Origin of the sequence: Mycobacterium sp. 012931 (assembly GCF_000419295.1) — a bacterium.
GTDB lineage: Bacteria > Actinomycetota > Actinomycetes > Mycobacteriales > Mycobacteriaceae > Mycobacterium > Mycobacterium marinum.
The window spans coordinates 474849-494312 of sequence record NZ_AOPX01000001.1 but is presented as its reverse complement, the minus strand read 5'-3'; the positions used below and the strand labels follow the sequence as shown (position 1 = coordinate 494312).

14 protein-coding genes are annotated in these 19464 nt (G+C 67.1%); 10 read left to right on the top strand and 4 right to left on the bottom strand.

The genetic code is table 11. From position 1 onward, the window contains the following. Positions 1 to 38: 38 nt before the first annotated feature. Positions 39 to 488, top strand: coding sequence for a hypothetical protein (locus MMSP_RS02180; protein ID WP_020785284.1), 450 nt, complete (start codon positions 39 to 41; stop codon positions 486 to 488). Further along, a complete protein-coding gene (locus MMSP_RS02175; RefSeq protein ID WP_012396738.1) occupies positions 488 to 1051 on the top strand; it encodes a TetR/AcrR family transcriptional regulator in 564 nt (187 codons plus the stop codon). Before MMSP_RS02180 ends, MMSP_RS02175 begins: the two co-directional genes overlap by 1 nt. Here MMSP_RS02175 and leuA read toward each other — a convergent pair. Beyond that, positions 1048 to 2868, bottom strand: coding sequence for a 2-isopropylmalate synthase (gene leuA / locus MMSP_RS02170; protein ID WP_020785283.1), 1821 nt, complete (start codon positions 2866 to 2868; stop codon positions 1048 to 1050). The genes MMSP_RS02175 and leuA overlap by 4 nt on opposite strands. 685 nt (positions 2869 to 3553) lie before the next feature. On the opposite strand from leuA, the gene MMSP_RS02165 reads away from it, so the two are divergent. Then, complete coding sequence (locus MMSP_RS02165; protein WP_086085093.1) at positions 3554 to 5383, top strand: hypothetical protein; 1830 nt, start codon at positions 3554 to 3556, stop codon at positions 5381 to 5383. On the opposite strand, the gene MMSP_RS02160 is transcribed toward MMSP_RS02165, so the two are convergent. Further along, the gene (locus MMSP_RS02160) at positions 5340 to 8996 is read right to left on the bottom strand and encodes an ABC transporter ATP-binding protein (protein WP_200861934.1); all 3657 of its coding nucleotides are present in this window, start codon (positions 8994 to 8996) and stop codon (positions 5340 to 5342) included. The two genes, MMSP_RS02165 and MMSP_RS02160, sit on opposite strands and share 44 nt — an antisense overlap. 351 nt (positions 8997 to 9347) lie before the next feature. Between MMSP_RS02160 and MMSP_RS02155 the strand changes: the two genes are divergently transcribed. From MMSP_RS02155 to MMSP_RS02145, 3 genes are read left to right on the top strand one after another with little or no spacing between them, the layout of a single operon-like run. Then, positions 9348 to 10613 (top strand): aspartate kinase, encoded by a 1266-nt coding sequence (locus MMSP_RS02155; protein WP_020785280.1) that lies wholly within the window; start codon positions 9348 to 9350, stop codon positions 10611 to 10613. Between the two features lies 1 nt (position 10614). Further along, complete coding sequence (locus MMSP_RS02150; protein ID WP_020785279.1) at positions 10615 to 11673, top strand: aspartate-semialdehyde dehydrogenase; 1059 nt, start codon at positions 10615 to 10617, stop codon at positions 11671 to 11673. Between the two features lie 7 nt (positions 11674 to 11680). Then, positions 11681 to 12817, top strand: coding sequence for a DUF4185 domain-containing protein (locus MMSP_RS02145; RefSeq protein WP_036426012.1), 1137 nt, complete (start codon positions 11681 to 11683; stop codon positions 12815 to 12817). A 41-nt stretch (positions 12818 to 12858) separates the two neighbouring features. On the opposite strand, the gene MMSP_RS26625 is transcribed toward MMSP_RS02145, so the two are convergent. After that, positions 12859 to 13566, bottom strand: a complete 708-nt coding sequence (locus tag MMSP_RS26625) for a hypothetical protein (RefSeq protein ID WP_036427026.1) — start codon at positions 13564 to 13566, stop codon at positions 12859 to 12861. Beyond that, on the bottom strand, positions 13563 to 16004 hold the full coding sequence (locus MMSP_RS29480; protein ID WP_200861933.1) for a PE family protein: 2442 nt from the start codon (positions 16002 to 16004) through the stop codon (positions 13563 to 13565). Before MMSP_RS29480 ends, MMSP_RS26625 begins: the two co-directional genes overlap by 4 nt. 197 nt (positions 16005 to 16201) lie before the next feature. Here MMSP_RS29480 and MMSP_RS02130 point away from each other — a divergent pair, with 197 nt between their 5' ends. The 4 genes from MMSP_RS02130 (at position 16202) to MMSP_RS02115 (ending at position 19411) form a co-directional block, all read left to right on the top strand. Beyond that, entirely contained in the window at positions 16202 to 16558 is a 357-nt protein-coding gene (locus MMSP_RS02130) for a hypothetical protein (protein WP_086085090.1), read from the top strand. 118 nt (positions 16559 to 16676) lie between these two features. Then, complete coding sequence (locus MMSP_RS02125) at positions 16677 to 17105, top strand: hypothetical protein (RefSeq protein ID WP_020785275.1); 429 nt, start codon at positions 16677 to 16679, stop codon at positions 17103 to 17105. A 162-nt stretch (positions 17106 to 17267) separates the two neighbouring features. After that, positions 17268 to 18716, top strand: a complete 1449-nt coding sequence (locus MMSP_RS02120) for a catalase (protein WP_036427024.1) — start codon at positions 17268 to 17270, stop codon at positions 18714 to 18716. A gap of 47 nt (positions 18717 to 18763) precedes the next feature. After that, positions 18764 to 19411 carry a sensor domain-containing protein gene (locus tag MMSP_RS02115; RefSeq protein ID WP_036427022.1) on the top strand — a complete coding sequence of 216 codons (648 nt, stop codon included), beginning with the start codon at positions 18764 to 18766 and terminating at the stop codon, positions 19409 to 19411. Positions 19412 to 19464: the final 53 nt, after the last annotated feature.

Sequence of the window (19464 nt, the reverse complement as noted above, 5' to 3'; positions counted from 1 at the left end):
CTCTTGTGCCACTACGGACGTAGTGCTATGGTCGCGCCATGAGTACCACTGCATCCGTAGTAGACAAGTCGTCCCGGCAGAGCGCCTACCGCCGGCACGGCTATTTCTTCCGCCAGGCGGCCATGCTGACCATCTCGCTCGGGTTCGCATTGCACGTCTACCGGGTGATCTTCGGAGACGAACTCACCCTGAAGTACGTGGCGACCATGGCCACGGACCGAATCCTGCTGATCCCGATGACGTATGCGACCATCACCGGCATCCTGGTGTGGCCCCGGGTGCGGTTCGCCAATGGTCGGCATCGGGCCTTCTTCACCGCATCGATCGTCTACATCGCCGGTAGCGTGCCGCTGCACATCTACATGTCCTATGTGGTCCGGGATCTGTCCATCGTCAGCTGGTTTCCCATGTGGTTCAGCTACCTGCTGTTGATCGCGGTGTACCCGGCATTCCTGACGATGTTCTGGCGGTTGCGCTACAAAGACTGATGCCGCCGAATCCGCAACGCCGTGCCCAGATCCTCGACGCCGCGATCGACATCCTTGCCGACGTCGGTGTCGGGGGTCTTACGCATCGGCAGGTGGACGATCGCGCGGGTCTGCCCGCCGGCACCACATCGAACTACTTCCGCACGCGTCAGGCCTTGCTCGAAGCCACGGCATCGCGCACCGTCGATTTGCATTGGCAGCGAGTGCAGGTGCTGCGGTCCGCGGTCGGGTCGTTGTCCCGAGACGGCGTCAAAGCGTTGATGACGAAGATGCTCACCGACCCCGATGAACAGTTCCGCCGCAACACCCTGGCGAGGTTCGAGCTGTTCATGGAGGGCACGAGACGGCCAGAGCTGCAGCCGTTCCTGGTGGAGTTGCAGCGTGCCGCGGTGAAGTCGGCAACCCTGATCTTCGAGGCCGCGGGCTTTGCCCCGACGCCCGAGCAGATGGATCAGTTGAGCCGATTGCTCAACGGCTACGTCTTCAGCCACCTCACCCTGCCCGGCGACGACGACCCGGCCGCACTGGTCGACCGGCTGCTACCCGCGTACTTTGACGCCTAGCGCGACGCCCGGTTGATCGCCGACACGACGGCCCGCAGTGACGCGGTGGTGATCGACGGCGCGATGCCCACGCCCCACACCGTCTTGCCGGCCACGGAGGCCTCCACGTACGCCGCCGCCTGAGCGTCGTCGCCGGCGCTCATCGCGTGCTCGGAGTAGTCCAACACGGCCACGTCGAACCCGACGGTGCCCAGCGCGTGAACGAACGCGGCCAGCGGACCGTTGCCCGAGCCACTGATCTCGGTCTCTTTGCCGTCGATCTTGACGGTGGCGTCGATGCTGGTGGTGCCGCCATCTTCCTCGGCGGCAATGACGCGCTGTTTGATCCGCTCCAGCGGGCGCACCGGCGCCAGGTACTCCTCGGCGAACGCGTCCCACATCTCTTTGGGCGAGACCTCGCCCCCTTCGCCCGCGCTGCCCTCGGCGATCTCTTGGATCGCGCGCGAGAACTCGATCTGCAGCCGTCGTGGCAGGGCCAGGCCGTGGTCGGCCTTCATGATGTAGGCCACCCCACCCTTGCCGGACTGCGAGTTGACTCGGATCACCGCTTCGTAGGTGCGTCCGACGTCCTTGGGGTCGATGGGCAGGTAGGGCACCTGCCACAGCATGTCGTCCATGTCGGAATCGGCAGCGTCGGCATCGAACTTCATCGCGTCCAGGCCCTTGTTGATGGCGTCCTGGTGGCTGCCGGAGAACGCGGTGTAGACCAGGTCCCCGCCGTAGGGGTGACGTTCGGGCACCGGCAGCTGGTTGCAGTACTCCACGGTGCGCCGGATCTCGTCGATGTTGGAGAAATCGATCTGCGGGTCCACGCCGCGGGAGAACAGGTTCAGCCCCAGGGTCACCAGACACACGTTGCCGGTGCGCTCGCCGTTGCCGAACAGGCAGCCCTCGATCCGGTCGGCGCCTGCGGCGAAGCCCAATTCGGCTGCGGCGACGGCGGTTCCGCGATCGTTGTGGGGATGCAGGCTCAGAATGACCGACTCCCGGTTGGCCAGGTTGCGGCTCATCCACTCGATCGAGTCGGCGTAGACGTTCGGGGTGGCCATCTCCACGGTGGCGGGCAGATTGAAGATGATCGGGTTTTCCGGGGTGGGCTGGATGACTTCGGCCACCGCGTCGCACACCTGTTTGGCGTATTCCAGCTCGGTGCCCGTGTAGGATTCCGGTGAGTACTCGAAGCGCCACTGGGTGTCGGGGTATTTGGCCGCTTCCTCGACGCATCTGCGGGCGCCCTCGGTCGCGATCGCTTCTACCGCGGCCCGGTCGGCGCGGAACACCACGCGGCGCTGCAGGATCGACGTCGAGTTGTAGAAGTGCACGATCACCTTCGACGCCCCAGCGCACGTCTCGAACGTGCGCTCGATCAGCTCGGGGCGGCACTGAGTCAGCACCTGGATGGTGACGTCGTCGGGAATGGCGCCTTCGGTGATGATCTCGCGGACGAAGTCGAAGTCGGTCTGGCTGGCCGAGGGAAAGCCGACCTCGATCTCCTTGTAACCCATCCGAACTAGCAGGTCGAACATGCGCCGCTTGCGGGCCGGGCTCATCGGATCGATCAGTGCCTGGTTGCCGTCACGCAGGTCCACCGCGCACCACAGGGGGGCGCGGTCGATGACGCGGTCGGGCCAGGTGCGGTCGGTAACCCGGATGTGTTCGACTTCCTCGGCGAACGGCCGGTAACGGTTGACCGGCATCGAGGAGGCTCGCTGGGGGTTCCAGACGGGTTGGCCCGGCGACGGTGGGCCAGCGGGTTTGACGATGGTGCGCGCCGAGGTGAAGGCGTCGGGACCAGGGGCTTGCGAAGAGTTTGTCACGGTAGTTGCTCCGGGGGTGGCGAGAAGGAACTTCAGACCGGCGCATCGCGAACACCCGCGACGGGAAGCCGGTCTGGATCAGGCCCCGTCGCGGCTTCCGAGGAGGAGCACCCGCTGCACGCAAAGAACTCTACCGCGATCGGTGCCTCGGACAAAAAGGCCCAAGGGCAAACCACCGTTGGGCCGTCCGGGTCCGGCGCAAAGCGGCGATCGGCAACCCGGACCGCGACCCGGACGGTGAACCGGACCGCAAACCGGACGGCAAACCGGACGGGAATGTCGTCGCTGTCGATCGCGGACCTTGGCTCCCGCCGTCGACTGAATGCGTTTCCGCGCTGAGGATTCCGAAGGCTAATGGAGCCCGGGTGTGCTCGGTGAAAACATCAATACCGTTGTGGCTTAACGGAAAACTTGTCGGGGTGGCCTAGCTCCGCGGCGGTCGCCGCCATAAATGAGAAAGGCTTTTCTGTCAATTCCCTGGCATTAATACTCGGCAACTTTCAAGCATTCGAGAGTAGAGTGCGCTGCCGCACAGCAGTGCCCTGCATGAAAGTGGAATCACACCAGGTTAGGTGGGTTATTTGACGTACGCTTAACGCGATCGGCCGCCAGAGAAGCGGACATGGGCTTCTCGGACTTGATCATCCGCTATCGCACCTTCACTTCTCAGCTAGGGGTATCGCTCATGCAGCTTGGCGCGACATTATCGTCGACCGATAATGCCAATGGAATTCAGCTAGCCAAATTCAACTCCGATGATGTGCTGCCAATGAATTTCGCGCCTCCGATCGGTCCGGAACTGGTATCGCCTGAAGAACTTCCCGCCGCCTGGGCGTACAAGCGCTTCCGTGATCTGGAGGAGAAAGAGTCCTACCGCAGCACGCTATTGGCGGAGCTCACCAAAGCCTTCGAGATTCTGAGCCCGCAGGACGCCGCCACCGCAACCGCAGGGCTGCAGGACCTCTTGGGGCAAATGGCAGAGCAGGGCGCGGTAGTCCTCGCCGACATCGTCGAATCGGACGCCTTCCTGGAATTGGTTGCGCGCTACGACGAAATCATGGCGCAGGAGGGCAGCGGTAGCTTCATCCACCGCTTCGTGGACCTGCGGCGAACCGTAGGGCTTCTGACCGATCCTGAGGTCAACAACCCGATGGTGCACCCGTTGATGATCACGCTCATCTCCTACGCGGTCGGCGGTCCGATCTGGATGGTTGATGAACGTGCCAAGGACGCGGAGCCGTTGTCCGTCCTGGCGCAGGACAACATGCTGCACATCGACAACACGCCGTTCAATGACGAGTACAAGATCATCGTCACCTGGCGCCGCGGAACTGCCAAGGGGCCGGCCGGGCAGAACTTCACCTTCCTGCCTGGCACCCATCAACTCGCCCGCACCTGCTTTGTCAACGAGGCCGGGGAACCGTGGTCCAGCGAAAATGCGTCGATCTTCACCACCACCGAGAGGATCAGGCGGGTATTCGACGCGCAGATGCAGTTGCGGGACCAAGACCGCCCGGTCGTCATCGAGGTCAGTGATTCCGAACGGCCGCTGAGCACCGTGTTCGCCGCCGGTTCCCTGGTGCACCACCGGTTCCGCACCGCCTCCGGAAATGCGCGCAGCTGCATCATCATGGCCTTCCACCGCGTGGCCGATAACCCCGGCCGTCTGGTCAGCGACGTCGAGGACACGCCCAGTGCCTCGCTGAGCGAACTGTTGACCAGCGGTGTCCCCGATGAGTCCTACCAGCAGCGCTTCATTACCACCCTGTGCGCTGCAGCCGGCCAAATCGCCGAACTGCTCGCCAAGTGGAAGAGCACACCAGAGCGTCCGGTGCCGCTGCCGCTGCAGGAAAGGCAGATCGATGGTCGGCGGTTCGAGGAGTGGATTTCCGCATCCACCGAGGCTCCGCCTGTCCAGGAGATCCGCAACCGCGAACAGCCCATCCCCTACGGTGAGGTGTTGTCATCGGAGGAATTCTTCGATCTGGTGTGGCGACTGATGCGCTTTGACAAGCATGGTCCGCTGGATCTGGTTCTGTACCACGACAACCGCGAGGAACCGCGCAAGTGGGCGCGAAACCTGATTCGTGAGATGTCGGCGGACCGGTTGCGCGAGCGGTTGTCGGGCTGGAGTGCCGATCTCGGACACCACCGTCCGGCCGACTGCCTGCGCCCGCTCCAGGTGCACGCCTTGGTCTCCGAGGTGCTGCGGACGCTACCGCTGGATGGAAACCAGACCCCTCCGGCCGACTGGGACAACGACATGCTGGGAATGAGCCTGGCCGCCGCCGCGCGCTCGGTGCGACAGCTCCTCGAGGACATTGCCGAGGCCGTGCTGCGGTGCGAGGACATGCCGGCCTACCTCTCGACCAGCCTGTTCGCGTTCTGGATCGTGGACTCCGCCTACAGTTTGGACGGTCGGCGCAACCTGGTGGTCCAGGACTGCACTCGTCGTCTGCTGCGGCACTACGTCATGCTGGCGCTGACCGCGATGCCCGAGGCTCCGGTTGCCTGATCCCCGCTAGAGGACATCCGTGTCGGGGGGAATGGACCAGCAGTTCGGTTGGGATCGGCCGATCGTCGGATGGCGACGGCCGGCCCACCCGGCTGTGGGCCGCCCACAGCGCGGCATAGCGTCCGTCGGCGGCCAGTAGCTCGACGTGGGTGCCGTCCTCGACAATGGTTCCCTGCTCGAGAACCACGATCCGATCTACGAATTCGGCAATTGCCAACTCGTGGGCAATGATCAACGTGGTCCGGTCGGCTGCCAGGCCCAGGGTCGCCCAGTGCACCAAGGCCTCGGTAGCGGGGTCCAGGGCGACGGTGGCCTCGTCGAGCAGCAAGATGTCGGAATCGACCAGCCGCGCCCGAGCCAACGCCAGCAATTGCAGCTGGCCGGCGGACAGATTCCGGCCACCTGCGGCCACCTCATGCTGGTACCCGCCATCGAGCGCGGCGATCATGGGGTGTGCACCCACCTTGCGCGCGGCCCGTTCGACCTGCGCGTCGGTGGCATCGGGACGCCCGTATGCGATGGCATCACGGACCGTCCCGGCAAATAGGTAGGGTTCCTGCGCCACGATGCTGAGCCGGCTGCGGTAGCCGTCGATATCGAATTCCCGCAAGTCGCAACCATCGATCCGGATGATTCCGTCCGTCGGGTCGTAGAACCTGGACACCAACTTCATCAGGGTCGATTTCCCTGACCCGGTGGAGCCGACGAACACCACCGTTTGGCCGGCGGGAATCCGCAGATTGATCCCGGCCAGTGCGGGCGCATCCCGGGTCGAGTACCGGAAGTGAACGGCGTCGAACTCGATCTCACCGCGCAGCGTTCCCACCGGCGCCGCCGACGGCGAAAATGCGGTCGGTGTGTTCAGCAGCGACCGGATCCGTCCGACGGCAACCGCCGCGCGCTGATACTCGTCAAACATTTGGGACAGCTTGTCGACCGGCGCGAACAACATTTCGACATAGAGCAGGTAGGTCACCAGCGCGCCGACCGAGAGCACGCCCGCCTGTACGTCGCGGCCCCCTTCGAACAGCACCAGTGTCGTTGCCAGGCTGCAGGTTAACGGTACGAGCGGAAAATACAGCGCCAGCAGCCGTTGACCACGGACGCGGAGTCGTCGGTAGTCGTCGCTGTGCGCGAAATACGTTTGAAATCCTACGTATTCGGCACGGTAGGCCTGTGCGATTCGCAGCCCCGCGGAGTACTCCCGCAGGGTGGCGGTCACGGTCCCAAGCCGCTGCCGCGCCTGCCGGTAGGTCCAGCTCGACGCCCGGCGGAATTGCCAGGTCGCCAGGCCCAGCATCGGCAAGGTGGCGAAGATGAGCAACGCCAACTTGGCGTTGATGGCCAGCAGTGCCGCCAGAATGCCCACCGCCGTCATCAGGCTGACGATGGCGATGACCAGGCCCGTGCGCAGGAACGCCACGATGGCGTCTACGTCGGCGGTGACCGCGGTAATGATCTGGGAATCACCGTTGTCTTCGAAGGCGTCTAGGTCCAGACGCTGCGCATGGGCAAATACCAGGGAGCGCAATCGGAACAGCGCCTTCTCCCCGGCGGTTCCGGCGACCACGGCGCTGCCCCACTGTGCGACCAGGCGGATGGCCACGATGGCGGCGCCGGCCAGTGCCGCCCACCACAGCGCCGTTAGCACGTGCTGACGGATGCCGACATCGATACCGTGCCTGATGAGCAGGGGCGGCAACAATCCCGCACCGGTCTCGAGGGCTACCAGCAACAGGCTCACGATCAGTGGCCCGCGGAAGTCGTGCAGCAGCCGGCGCAACAGGTCGGGCTTGGGCGAGTGGTCGCTGGGTCCGGTCGCGTCAGCGGCGACGTCGATGGCCTCCGGTTCCGATTCCGGCTCGGGCACACCGTCTTCGAACGCGAGACTACGCAGGGGATCTGTTGCGGGCGAGAGTAGTTCGCGATAACGCGAACAGCGTCCCCATAGCTGTTCCGGGGTGCCGATATCGAGCAGATGCCCGGAATCGAGCACCGCGACGCGGTCGGCCAAGGACAGCATGGAGCGGCGGCGGGTGAAGATGACCGCGGTCCAGTCTGCGAGGACCTCCCGCAACACGTCCTGGATCGAAGCTTCGATGACCGCGTCCACGGCCGAGGTCGGCTCGTCCATGATCAACAATCGGGGATTGCCAACGAGCGCCCGGGCCAGCGCGATGCGTTGCCGCTGCCCGCCGGACAGCGTCAATCCCTGCGCTCCGACCGGCGTCGCGTAGCCGTCCGGCAACGTGTTCACGAACTCGTCGATATGCGCCGCCCGGGCCGCGGCGGTGATCTGCTCCAGCGTCACGTTCGAGCGGCCGTAGGAGATGTTCTCACCGATAGTTCCGGAAAACAGGATGGCCTGTTCGGGCACCAGGCCGATAGCCGGGCGCAACGAATCCAGAGTCAGGTCGCGCACATCATGGCCGCCGACGCGGACCGCTCCCGCGGTGACGTCATAGCAGCGCATCGCCAGCAGCGCCAAGGTGGATTTGCCGCTGCCTGGCGGGCCGACCACGGCAAGGGTTTCCCCGGGCCGAACGGAGAGGTCTATGCCGCGCAGGACGGGGTGTTCGGCCGCATAGCCGAACGATGCCTGCTCGAAGGCGAGGGATACCGGAGTCGACGAGGGCAGCTGCTTGGTGCCATCGACCAGAGTCGGCCGGCTGTCGATGAGTTCGAACACCCGCATGGCGCCCGTCCGCGCCTGCTGCGCGATGGTGAGCATCCCCGCCAGATCACACGCCGGGCGCGACACCAGGGTCAGGCAAGACCAGAAGGCAACGAAGGTGCCCACCGTGATCGTGCCCTGCGCCGCCATCCATCCGCCGACCGCGAGGACCGCCATCTGCCCGAAGGCGGGCAGGCTTTGCAGCAGCGGGCCGAAGTATGCGTTGAGCCGGGCTACCCGCACGCGTGCTGCATAGAGCGCGCGGCCGGCAGTCGTGAGTTTCACCGTCTCCTGGGACTGCTGCCCGAAGGCCTTGACGACATGAATCCCGCTGACCGCGGCGTCGACCACACCGGTGACCACGGCATTGCGTTCTTGCGCGGCCTCGGTGGCTACCGCCAGCAGGCGGCGGCTGCGATGGGCGACCAGGCCGATCAGCGGGACAAGTAGCACCACGAGCAAAGCCAGTGGTAAGGACAGCCAGGCCATCACCGCGAGGCAGAGCAGCAGCGTAAGCAGATGCCGGATCACATTGGGCAGGTCGAACAGCAGCGTCTGCACCAGTTCCAGGTCATTGGTGGTCCGGACGATGAGCTGGCCGCTGCTCCAGCGGTCCTGCTGCCGGCCGTCCCAGCGTATCAGTGTCGCAAACGCGTCCACGCGGAGGTCATGCTGCACCAAATGGGTGATTCGATCGCCGTAATGCCGGCGCACGAAGGTCATGAAGTAGATCGCAACCGCAGCGGCAACCAGCACCAGAGCCCACGGCGCCAGAGGTCTGTGATCCGGCGCGATCGCATTGTCTATGACGCGTTTGGTGACCAGCGGAACCATGACCGTGATCGCGGTGCCGACCACCGACGCGAACAATCCCAGCAGCAGGTCACGCCGGTACCGGAGAACGTATCGGGACAACCGTCCCCACCAGTTCGTCCGCATCCCGCCACAGCCCTTTCCCGCGAACCCGGACGACCGCCAGCCCAAATGCGCTGGTGGCCGCCGCAGGCATTCTCCCACGCTGCCCGGATCACCTGCACATCTGCGAAATTTGTCCGGGGCCGCCACCCGGAACGAGTGAACTTGGCCTCGCCTCGTGATGAACCCCGCCGGTTGCTGGTCACCAGCGGGCGGCGTACCTGCGTCTTCGGGTGATGCCCGGCGCGCGCCGCCCTCGACGGCCGAACCGTGGCCCCGCGGCATCGAAATTAATTGAGATGCGCCGACACGTATCCTGTTGTGGACTTATACCACCAGTGGTGGTTGCGCAGCTTCGGTATGGGAAGGGAAACAGTGGCGCTCGTCGTGCAGAAGTACGGCGGATCCTCGGTGGGCAATGCCGAACGGATTCGCCGCGTCGCCGAACGCATTGTCGAAACCAAGAAGCAGGGCAACGACGTCGTCGTCGTGGTCTCTGCGATGGGCGACACCACCGACGACCTGATGGACCTGGCGCTGCAGGTGTGTCCGGTACCGCCGCCGCGCGAACTCGACATGCTGCTGACCGCGGGCGAGCGCATCTCCAACGCGCTGGTGGCGATGGCGATCGAATCACTGGGTGCGCATGCACGGTCCTTCACGGGTTCACAAGCCGGCGTGATCACCACCGGCACCCACGGCAACGCGAAGATCATCGAGGTCACGCCGGGACGGCTGCAGGCCGCGCTCGACGAAGGCCGGATCGTGCTGGTCGCCGGCTTCCAGGGGGTGAGCCAAGACAGCAAGGACGTCACCACCTTGGGCCGCGGCGGATCGGACACCACCGCGGTCGCGCTGGCCGCCGCGCTGGGCGCTGACGTCTGTGAGATCTACACCGACGTGGACGGCATCTTCAGCGCGGACCCGCGCATCGTGCACAACGCCCGCAAGCTGGACACCGTCACTTTCGAGGAAATGCTCGAGATGGCGGCCTGCGGCGCCAAGGTGTTGATGCTGCGCTGTGTGGAATACGCGCGCCGGCACAACATTCCGGTGCACGTCCGCTCTTCTTATTCGGACAAACCGGGCACCCTCGTTGTCGGATCGATCAAGGACATAGCTATGGAAGACCCCATCCTGACCGGCGTCGCGCACGACCGCAGCGAGGCCAAGGTGACCATTGTCGGGATACCCGACATCCCGGGCTATGCGGCCAAGGTCTTCCGGGCCGTCGCCGAGGCCGACGTGAACATCGACATGGTGTTGCAGAACGTGTCCAAGGTCGAGGACGGCAGGACCGACATCACCTTCACCTGTTCGCGAGACAGTGGCCCCACGGCGGTGGCCAAGCTGGACTTGCTCAAAGACGAAGTCGGCTTCACCCAACTGCTCTACGACGACCACATCGGCAAGCTGTCGCTGATCGGCGCGGGCATGCGCAGCCATCCCGGTGTCACCGCGACGTTCTGTGAGGCGCTGGCAGCGGTCGGCGTGAACATCGAGCTGATCTCCACCTCCGAGATCCGGATCTCGGTGCTGTGCCGCGACACCGAGCTGGACAAGGCGGTTGTCGCCCTGCATGAGGCGTTCGGTCTCGGCGGGGAGGAGACGGCCACGGTCTACGCGAGGACGGGGCGCTGAGATGGGTGCCACCGGCTTGTCGATCGGGATAGTGGGGGCCACCGGCCAGGTCGGTCAGGTCATGCGCGCGCTGCTCGATGAGCGTGACTTTCCGGCGACCTCCGTCCGGTTCTTCGCATCCGCTCGGTCGCAGGGCCGCAAGCTGCCCTTCCGCGGCCAGGAGATCGAGGTCGAAGACGCCGAGACCGCCGATCCCAGTGGGCTGGACATCGCGCTGTTCTCGGCCGGTGGGGCCATGTCGAAGGTGCAGGCGCCGCGGTTCGCCGCCGCCGGCGTGACGGTGATCGACAACTCGTCGGCCTGGCGTAAAGACCCCGACGTGCCGTTGGTGGTGTCGGAGGTCAACTTCGAGCGCGATGTCGCGAACCGCGCTGGGCCTCTCACGAAGGGCATCATCGCCAACCCGAACTGCACCACGATGGCGGCGATGCCGGTGCTCAAGGTGCTGCACGACGAGGCTGGGCTGGTCCGCATCGTGGTCTCGTCGTATCAAGCCGTGTCCGGTAGCGGGGTGGCGGGCGTCGAGGAACTGGCGACCCAGGTGCGCGAGGTGATCGGCGGCGCCGAGCAATTGGTGCACGACGGTGCGGCCCTGCAGTTCCCGGCGCCGGTGAAGTATGTGGCGCCGATCGCGTTCAATGTGGTGCCGCTGGCCGGATCGTTGGTGGACGACGGCTCCGGCGAGACCGACGAGGACCAGAAGCTGCGCTTCGAGAGCCGCAAGATTCTGGGCATTCCCGACTTGTCGGTCAGCGGTACCTGCGTGCGGGTACCGGTGTTCACCGGACACTCGTTGTCGATCAACGCCGAATTCGAGCGGCCGCTCTCGCCGGAGCGGGCGCGCGAACTTCTCGACGGGGCCCCGGGCGTCAAAGTCGTCGACGTGCCGACGCCGTTGGCCGCGGCAGGAGTCGACGAGTCGCTGGTCGGTCGCATCCGCCAAGACCCGGGTGTGCCAGACGGGCGCGGCCTGGCGCTGTTCGTGTCGGGGGACAACCTGCGCAAGGGGGCGGCGCTGAACACCATCCAGATCGCCGAACTGCTGGCCGCTGACCGGTGACCTAAGGGTGAGCTCCGCCCTGGTCGTGCGGTGCTCCCTGCTTGTCGTGCTGGTTATCGTTGCCTCGCAATGTTTTTGGATCGCCCACGCCGATCTGCCGGCGCCGGGGCCCGCGCCCATTCTGCCGCCGTTGGCGCCCGGCCAAGTGTTGCGCATGGGGCCAACCGCCGGCACCGGAACGCCGACCGGCGACTACGGCATTGGCGCCACCGATCTGTGCGAGTTCGTCGAATTCCCCACCGAGCTGTTGCAGGTGTGCGGCGATAGCTTCGCCGGCCAGGGTGTCGGGTTCGGCGGCTGGTACTCGCCGATCGCATTGCGTGTCGACACCGCGTCCGTCGACGACCCGGCAGGGGTGCGCTACACTGGAGTCACGGGCATCGGCAGCCCGCTGCTTGCCGATCCCACACCTGCCGGGAACTCGCAGCTGCCCGCCGGAGTGGTGCAGATCAACCGGCACAACTACCTGATGGTGACCACGACCAAAGACCTGGAGCCGCAGAGTTCGAGGCTGGTGTTGGCGGTGCCGGAGCGTGCGGGCTGGCAGACCATCGCGGGCACCCAGCGCGCGGCCCGGTATCAGGACGGGTCACAGACTCAGATCAGCGGGTACTACGACCCCATTCCCACCCCCGATTCGCCCGGCGGCTGGGTGTACATCGTGGCCGACAATTTCACCCGCAGAGATCCGGTGCTGCTGTATCGGGCGACGCCGCAGACCTTCATCGACCGGTCCAAGTGGCAAGGCTGGGCCGGCGGGCCCGGCGGCGGTTGGAACAAGCCGCCGACACCGCTCTGGCGCGATCAGGTCGGCGAAATGAGCATTCGGCAGATCGATGGCATGACCGTGTTGTCGTATTTCAACGCGACCACTCTCAACATGGAAGTGCGAGTGGCCGCCAATCCGACGTTGCTGGGAGATGCGCCGGTCACGACGGTGGTGCAGCACGACGAGTGGCCGGAACCCGCGGAGAGTCTGCCGCCGCCATTCGGCAACCGGCTCGCCCAGCCCTACGGCGGCTACATCTCGCCCGGCTCCACCCTCGACGAACTGCGGATATTCGTCAGCCAGTGGGACACCCGCGCGCGGATGAGCGGGCCGTATCGGGTGATCCAATTCGCGGTGAACCCGTTCAAGCCCTGAGCGGGGTTGGGGACGCATTCGGGTCCGCGAGCAGCTCGGACCTAAACGCCCCCCGCGCCGCCGGCGCCGCCGGTGCCGCCGTCGCCGCCGGTCACCCCACTGGGAACACCACCCAAATCTCCGGTGTCGCCGGGGTCGCCGCTGCCGCCGTTGGTGCCCACCCCACCGTGGCCGCCGGTCCCGCCCTGGCCGCCTTGGGCGCCGGACCCGTCGGTAGTGCCGGTGCCGCCATCACCGCCTTGACCGCCGGTACCACCCTGGCCGCCGACGCCCCCGTCGAAGCCCGAACTGGCGGCGTTGCCCCCACCGCCGCCCATGCCGCCCATCCCACCCATGGCGCCGTTTCCGCCGGTGGCCCCCGCGCCGCTGGCGGTGCCGCCGGTCCCGCCGATGCCCCCGTTGCCGCCCGTTCCGCCGGTGCCTGCCGGTAGCCCCACGACGCTGGTGGTGGGCTGGCCCAGGCCACCGGTGCCGCCGGTCCCGCCGACGCCGCCGGCACCTCCGGTGTTGGTGGAAATGCCGCCGGTGCTGGTCCCGCCGACCCCGCCTTGGCCGCCGGCCCCGCCCGCGCCGCCATCGACGGTGGCGCTCAGCGATACCGGCACGGTGATGTTGCTGCCCGTACCCCCATTGCCGCCCTGACCGCCGGCGCCGCCGCTTTCGGCGAGGTCACCGGTGCCCCCGGCGCCGCCGTTGCCGCCGTTGCCGCCGTTGCCGCCGTTGCCGCCGTTGTAGCCGGTATTGGTCACGTGGTTGTAGAAATTGTTGAAGACGTTGCCCCCGTTGCCGCCGGTACCACCGGTGCCGCCGGCGTCGCCGATCGGGCTCGAGAACGTGCCGCCGGTTCCGGCCGTGCCCGCCGCACCGCCATTGCCGGCGTTGATATTCGCGACCGCATCACCACCGCTGCCGCCCTTGCCGCCATCGCCACCCGCGCCGCTGGCGCCGTCGGTACCGCCGGTGCCCGAGTCGCCGCCGGTGCCGCCCATCCCGCCTTCGCCGCCGCCGCCACCGTTGCGGCAAACTCCGGCGAAGGTCGTGCCGTCGCTGCCGTTGCCGCCGTTGCCGCCGCGGCCACCGGCACCGCCGTCGCCCGCGGTGGTACCGGAGCCGGCGTTGCCGCCATCGCCACCCGCGCCGCCCGCGCCGCCGAGTTGTCCACCGAAGGTGGACCCGCCATCGGTCCCGCCGTTGCCGCCAGTGCCGCCGGCGCCGCGCCATCGCCGCCGGCGCCGCCGGCGGGGGCAACCCCTGCGCCGACTCCGGTGTCATCACCGCCGGATCCGCCGTGCCCGCCGGCGCCGCCGCTACCGGCCTTGCCGCCGACCCCGCTGAACCCGGCTCCGCCGTTGCCGCCGTCACCGCCCCTGCCGCCGATGTCGCCGGACAGGCCGGGGTCACCGGCATTGCCGGCGCTACCTGCCCCGCCTTTACCGCCGTCACCCCCGGTGCCGCCGCTGCCCGTGGTCACGCCGGCGCCGACGATGCCGGCGTCGCCGCCGTCGCCGCCGACCCCGCCAGCGTGTGCGACGGCTGCGCCGGTCCCAGTGTCGATACCGCCGGTGCCCCCTTCTCCGCCCGTTCCGCCGCTGCCCGCGTTGCCGCCCACGCTGCCGGTGCCGGTGGCGTTGCCGCCGTTACCGCCTTGACCACCCGCGCCGCCGGCGTCGCCGGTAAGGCCGGGGTCAGCAATGTTGCCGGTGCTGCCCGCCCCACCGTCACCGCCGTTGCCGCCGGTGCCGCCGCCGCCCGCGCCGGCTGCGCCAGTGCCGACCGCACCCGCGTCACCGCCGTGACCGCCGTGACCGCCGGCCCCGCCGCTGCCGGCGTTGCCGCCACCACCGGCCGGGGCGAGGGTTGCGCCGGTACCGGTGTCCGCGCCGCCGGCCCCACCGTCACCGCCGGCACCGCCGCTACCGGCATTGCCGCCGACGCCGCTGAGGCCGGTTCCACCGTTGCCGCCGGCGCCGCCCTTGCCGCCGGCGAAGCCGGCGTTGCCGGCCGTGCCCACATCACCGTTGCCGCCGTGGCCGCCACCGCCGCCGGCGCCGCCGGTCCCCACACCTGCGCTGCCGGTGCTGCCGAACAACAACCCGCCGGCACCGCCGGCTCCGCCGGCACCGGCCGCCCCGCCCATCCCGCCGGCGCCACCGTCGCCCCCCACCGTGCCAAAGGTCACCCCGGTGCCGCCGGTGCCGCCGTTGCCGCCGATGCCGCCCACTCCGCCCGCGCCGCCGGCACCTCCGGTACCGAACAGCAGGACCTTGTCGGCACCGCCGGCCCCGCCCGCACCGCCGGAACCGCCCGCATAGCCGATCCCGCCGGTTCCACCGGCATCGCTGCCCGCGCCGCCGGCCGCACCGGCATCGCCCGCACCCCCGGCACCGCCCGCTCCGGCGGAGCCGAACCAGAACCCGGTGTGCGCGCCGCCGCTGCCGCCCGCGCCACCGGCAGCGCCGTCGCCGGCCACGCCCGCGCCACCAGCTCCACCCGCGCCACCAACGCCGCCGGTCACGAACGGACCGGTGCCGCTTCCTCCGTTGCCGCCGATCCCGCCGGCGAAGCCTGCCGCCCCGAGACCGCCGGCCCCGCCGGCGCCGCCGGCCCCCAGGAAGAGCCCACCGTTACCGCCGATCCCGCCGGCGCCGCCCACTCCGGCCACCCCGGCCCCGCCGGAGCCGCCGACCCCGCCATTGCCGAACAGGCCGGCCGACCCGCCCGCCCCGCCATTACCGCCGGGCGCACCGGACCCGCCGTTGCCCCCGTTGCCCCACAGCAGCCCACCATCGCCGCCGGCTTGCCCGGTCCCCGGCAAGCCATCGGCACCGTTGCCGATCAACGGGCGGTCGAACAGCGACTGGGCGGGCGCGTTGATCACACCCATCAGGGCCTGCAGCGGTGCGGCGTTGGTGGCCTCGGCCGCCACATAGGCGCCGGCACCGGTGGTCAACGCCCGCACAAAATCGGCGTGAAACTGCGCGGCCTGGGAGCTGAGTGCCTGATAGTCCAGCGCGAAGGTGCCAAATAGCCTGGCAATGGCCGCAGAAACCTCATCCTGAGCCGCGGGCAGTAACTGCGTCGTGGTCGCCGCTGCCGCCGCGTTGGCCTCGCTGATCGTGGAGCGGATCCCGGCCAAGCTCTCGGCTGCCGTCGTGATCAGCTCAGGTGAAGCGAACAGATAGGACATCCCGTGGCTCCCTGGAGCGTCTGTGCGAATCGCTTACGTCTGCGTAAATCGCTTAACCGCATATGGTTCGCCGAGGTCACGGGGCGTTAGTAGGGTCTTTAGGCCCAATCCTGGGCGCCGCGGATCAACGGTCGGGGCACGGCTCATAGCTGCTACATAAGTAGTCCATAGCCGCCACTATTGTTTCCTTAGGCATCATTCGTGTCATGAGTGAAACGTCCGAAACTTCTGCCGCACCAACTTCGACCGTGGTCGCGCCGCCGCCACTACCGCAGCACCAGACTCCCAAGGTCTTCAAGGCCGCGGCGTGGGTGTCCATCGTTGCCGGGATCGTGTTCATCGTCTCGGTGATCTTCTTCACCGGATTCCGACTCGGTATGCACAGCGGTCACGGTGGTTTTCACCGCCGCCACCACCACAAGCACCACCCCGCGATGATGCTGCGCCCGGGAATGCACCACGGTGGAGCCCCGGCGGTCAGCCCCGGCTCCGGCCCGGGTGGGCCCGGCGAGGTCCCGACCTCGGTTGCGCCTTCCACCACACCAGGGCGCTAGACGACACCTTGACCCGGTAGCCCGGAGCTCGGCCCCCGAGCTCCGGGCTACATCAATTCATGGCAACTTTGCGGCTCAGACTCTTTACGGTTCCTGCAGGTTGAGCAATATTCGAAGGATGAGTGAAACATCCGAACCCGCAACTCCGCCGCCTGCGGTCGCTACCGCTGCGCCACCCCCACCGCCGCCGGTGGAAAAGGTGCCCGCTCTCTATCGGGTCGCGGCGTGGGTCGTCATCGTCGCGGGAATCACCTTCATCGCCTCGACCCTGTTCTTCGCCGGCGCCCTGGTCTTCGGGCACGGCGCCTGCCATCATCATCGCCACCACCATCACGGCATGTTCAAGCCCGGCGGTAGCGGTGGTCCGGGCGGCCCCGGCGGCCCCGGCGGGATGTTCTTTCTGCCCGGTCCGCCTCCTCCGGGGATGGGGCCGGGCATGGGTCCGGGCATGGGGCCCGGGATGAGCCCCGGCCCGCACGGGGGCGCCACCGGCCCCGTCCAAACACCGAGCGCACCCGCTCCCAGCACCCCACCGGCTCGCCCCTAGCGCCGCGCCGCCCGGTGATTCGGGCGCCAGAAATTGGGTATGGGTAACTAGGTGCCGGTACTGCGCGCGGTGCCAGGTGATAGCTGGCAGCGGTATCGGCAGATGTCCCATGGCTTTTCGCGGACCAGCCCAAACAGCCCAATCACGCAAGGAGGTGCCGAAATGGCGGAACGCTACACCACCACCGACGCCGGCAATCCCGCGCCCAGTGACGACCAATCGCTGACCATCGGCCCCGACGGACCGATCCTGCTGCAGGATCACTACCTGATCGAACAGATGGCGATGTTCAACCGGGAGCGCATCCCGGAACGCCAGCCACACGCCAAAGGTGGCGGCGCGCACGGCCACTTCGAGGTGACCCACGACGTCAGCAAGTACACGCGGGCGGCGGTGTTCGCGCCAGGTGCCAAGACGGACACGCTGATCCGCTTCTCCACCGTTGCCGGCGAGCGCGGCAGCCCGGACACCTGGCGGGACCCGCGTGGTTTCGCGTTGAAGTTCTATACCTCAGAGGGAAACTTCGACATGGTCGGCAACAACACGCCGGTCTTCTTCATGCGCGACCCGTTGAAATTCCAGCACTTCATCCGGTCCCAGAAGCGCATGCAGGCAACGAATCTGCGTGACCACAACATGCAATGGGACTTCTGGAGCCTGTCGCCGGAGTCCGCGCACCAGGTGACCTGGCTGATGGGTGATCGGGGGATTCCCAAGAGCTGGCGCCAGATGAACGGCTACAGCAGCCACACCTACAGCTGGATCAATGCCGCCGACGAGATCTTCTGGGTGAAGTACCACTTCATCACCGATCAGGGCATCGACTTCCTCACCCAAGAGGACGCCGACCGGTTGGCCGGTACGGACGGCGACTACCACCAGCGCGACCTCTACGAAGCGATCGAGCGCGGTAACTTTCCCAGTTGGACACTCAAAATGCAGATCATGGGGTTCGAAGAGGCCAAGAGCTATCGGTTCAATCCCTTCGATCTGACCAAGGTCTGGCCACACAGCGACTATCCGTTGATCGATGTCGGCAAGTTGACCTTGGACCGCAACGTCACCGACTACCACACCGAGATCGAGCAAGCGGCGTTCGAGCCCAACAACATCGTGCCCGGTACCGGGCTGAGCCCGGACAAGATGCTCTTGGCCCGAGGGTTCTCCTACTCCGACGCGCACCGGGCCCGGTTGGGCACCAATTACCGCCAGATCCCGGTGAATTCGCCGATAGTGCAGGTCAATAGCTACTCTAAGGATGGCGCGATGCGGGTGCGCAACGCGTCGGATCCGGCATACGCGCCCAACTCCTATGGTGGCCCCCAGGCCGATCCGGCCCGCGCCGCGGAGGTGCGCTGGCACGCCGATGGGCAGATGATGCGCGCCGCGTACACGCCGCACCCCGAAGACGACGACTGGGGCCAGGCCGGCACCATGGTCCGCGAAGTTCTCGACGATTCAGCACGGGATCGGTTGGCCAGCAACATCATTGGGCATGTTTGCAAAGGTGTGAAGGAGCCGGTGCTCTCGCGCGTCTTCGAGTATTGGCGCAATGTCGATCCCGATCTGGGCAAGGCGGTTGAGGAAGGGGTGCGGGCCAATTCCAGTTGAGCGCGGCCTCGCCTGGCATGATCGGCCTCATGACCAGTCCGACCCTCATGCGCCCCGCACTGGCGGCAGCGCTGCTCGGGCTGGGAGTGACTGCCTCGTTGGTGGCTTCGCCCGCGTTGGCCAACCCGTCGGATCCGGGCGTGGTGTCCTACGCGGTCCTCGGCAAGGGGTCGGTGGGCAATATCGTCGGCGCGCCGATGGGGTGGGAGTCGGTGTTCACCGAGCCGTTCCAGGCGTACTCGGTTGACCTACCGGTGTGCAATAACTGGGCTGACATCGGGCTACCCGAGGTATTCAACGATCCCGACCTCGCCTCGTTCAACGGGGCTACCACGCAGACCTCTGCCACTGACCAGACTCACTACGTCAAGCAGGCGGTCGGTGTATTCGCCACCACCGATGCCGCGAGCCGGGCGTTCCATCGCGTCGTCGACCGAACCGTGGGTTGTTCGGGGCAGACCACAGCCATGCATCTGGACAACGGCACCACCCAGGTTTGGTCGTTCGACGGTCCCGCGCCCACGGCTACCGACGCGGCGTGGACCAAGCAGGAAGCCGACACCGACCGGCGCTGCTTCAATCAAACCCGGCTGCGTGAAAATGTGTTGTTGCAGGACAAAGTCTGCCAGTCTAGCAACGGCGGTCCCGCGGTCAACGTGCTGGCTGGGGCAATGCAGAACACCCTGGGCCAGTAATCCCCACGAATGTGGGTACCCGTCTGACCCGTGCAACCAAAACGTGCGGGAAT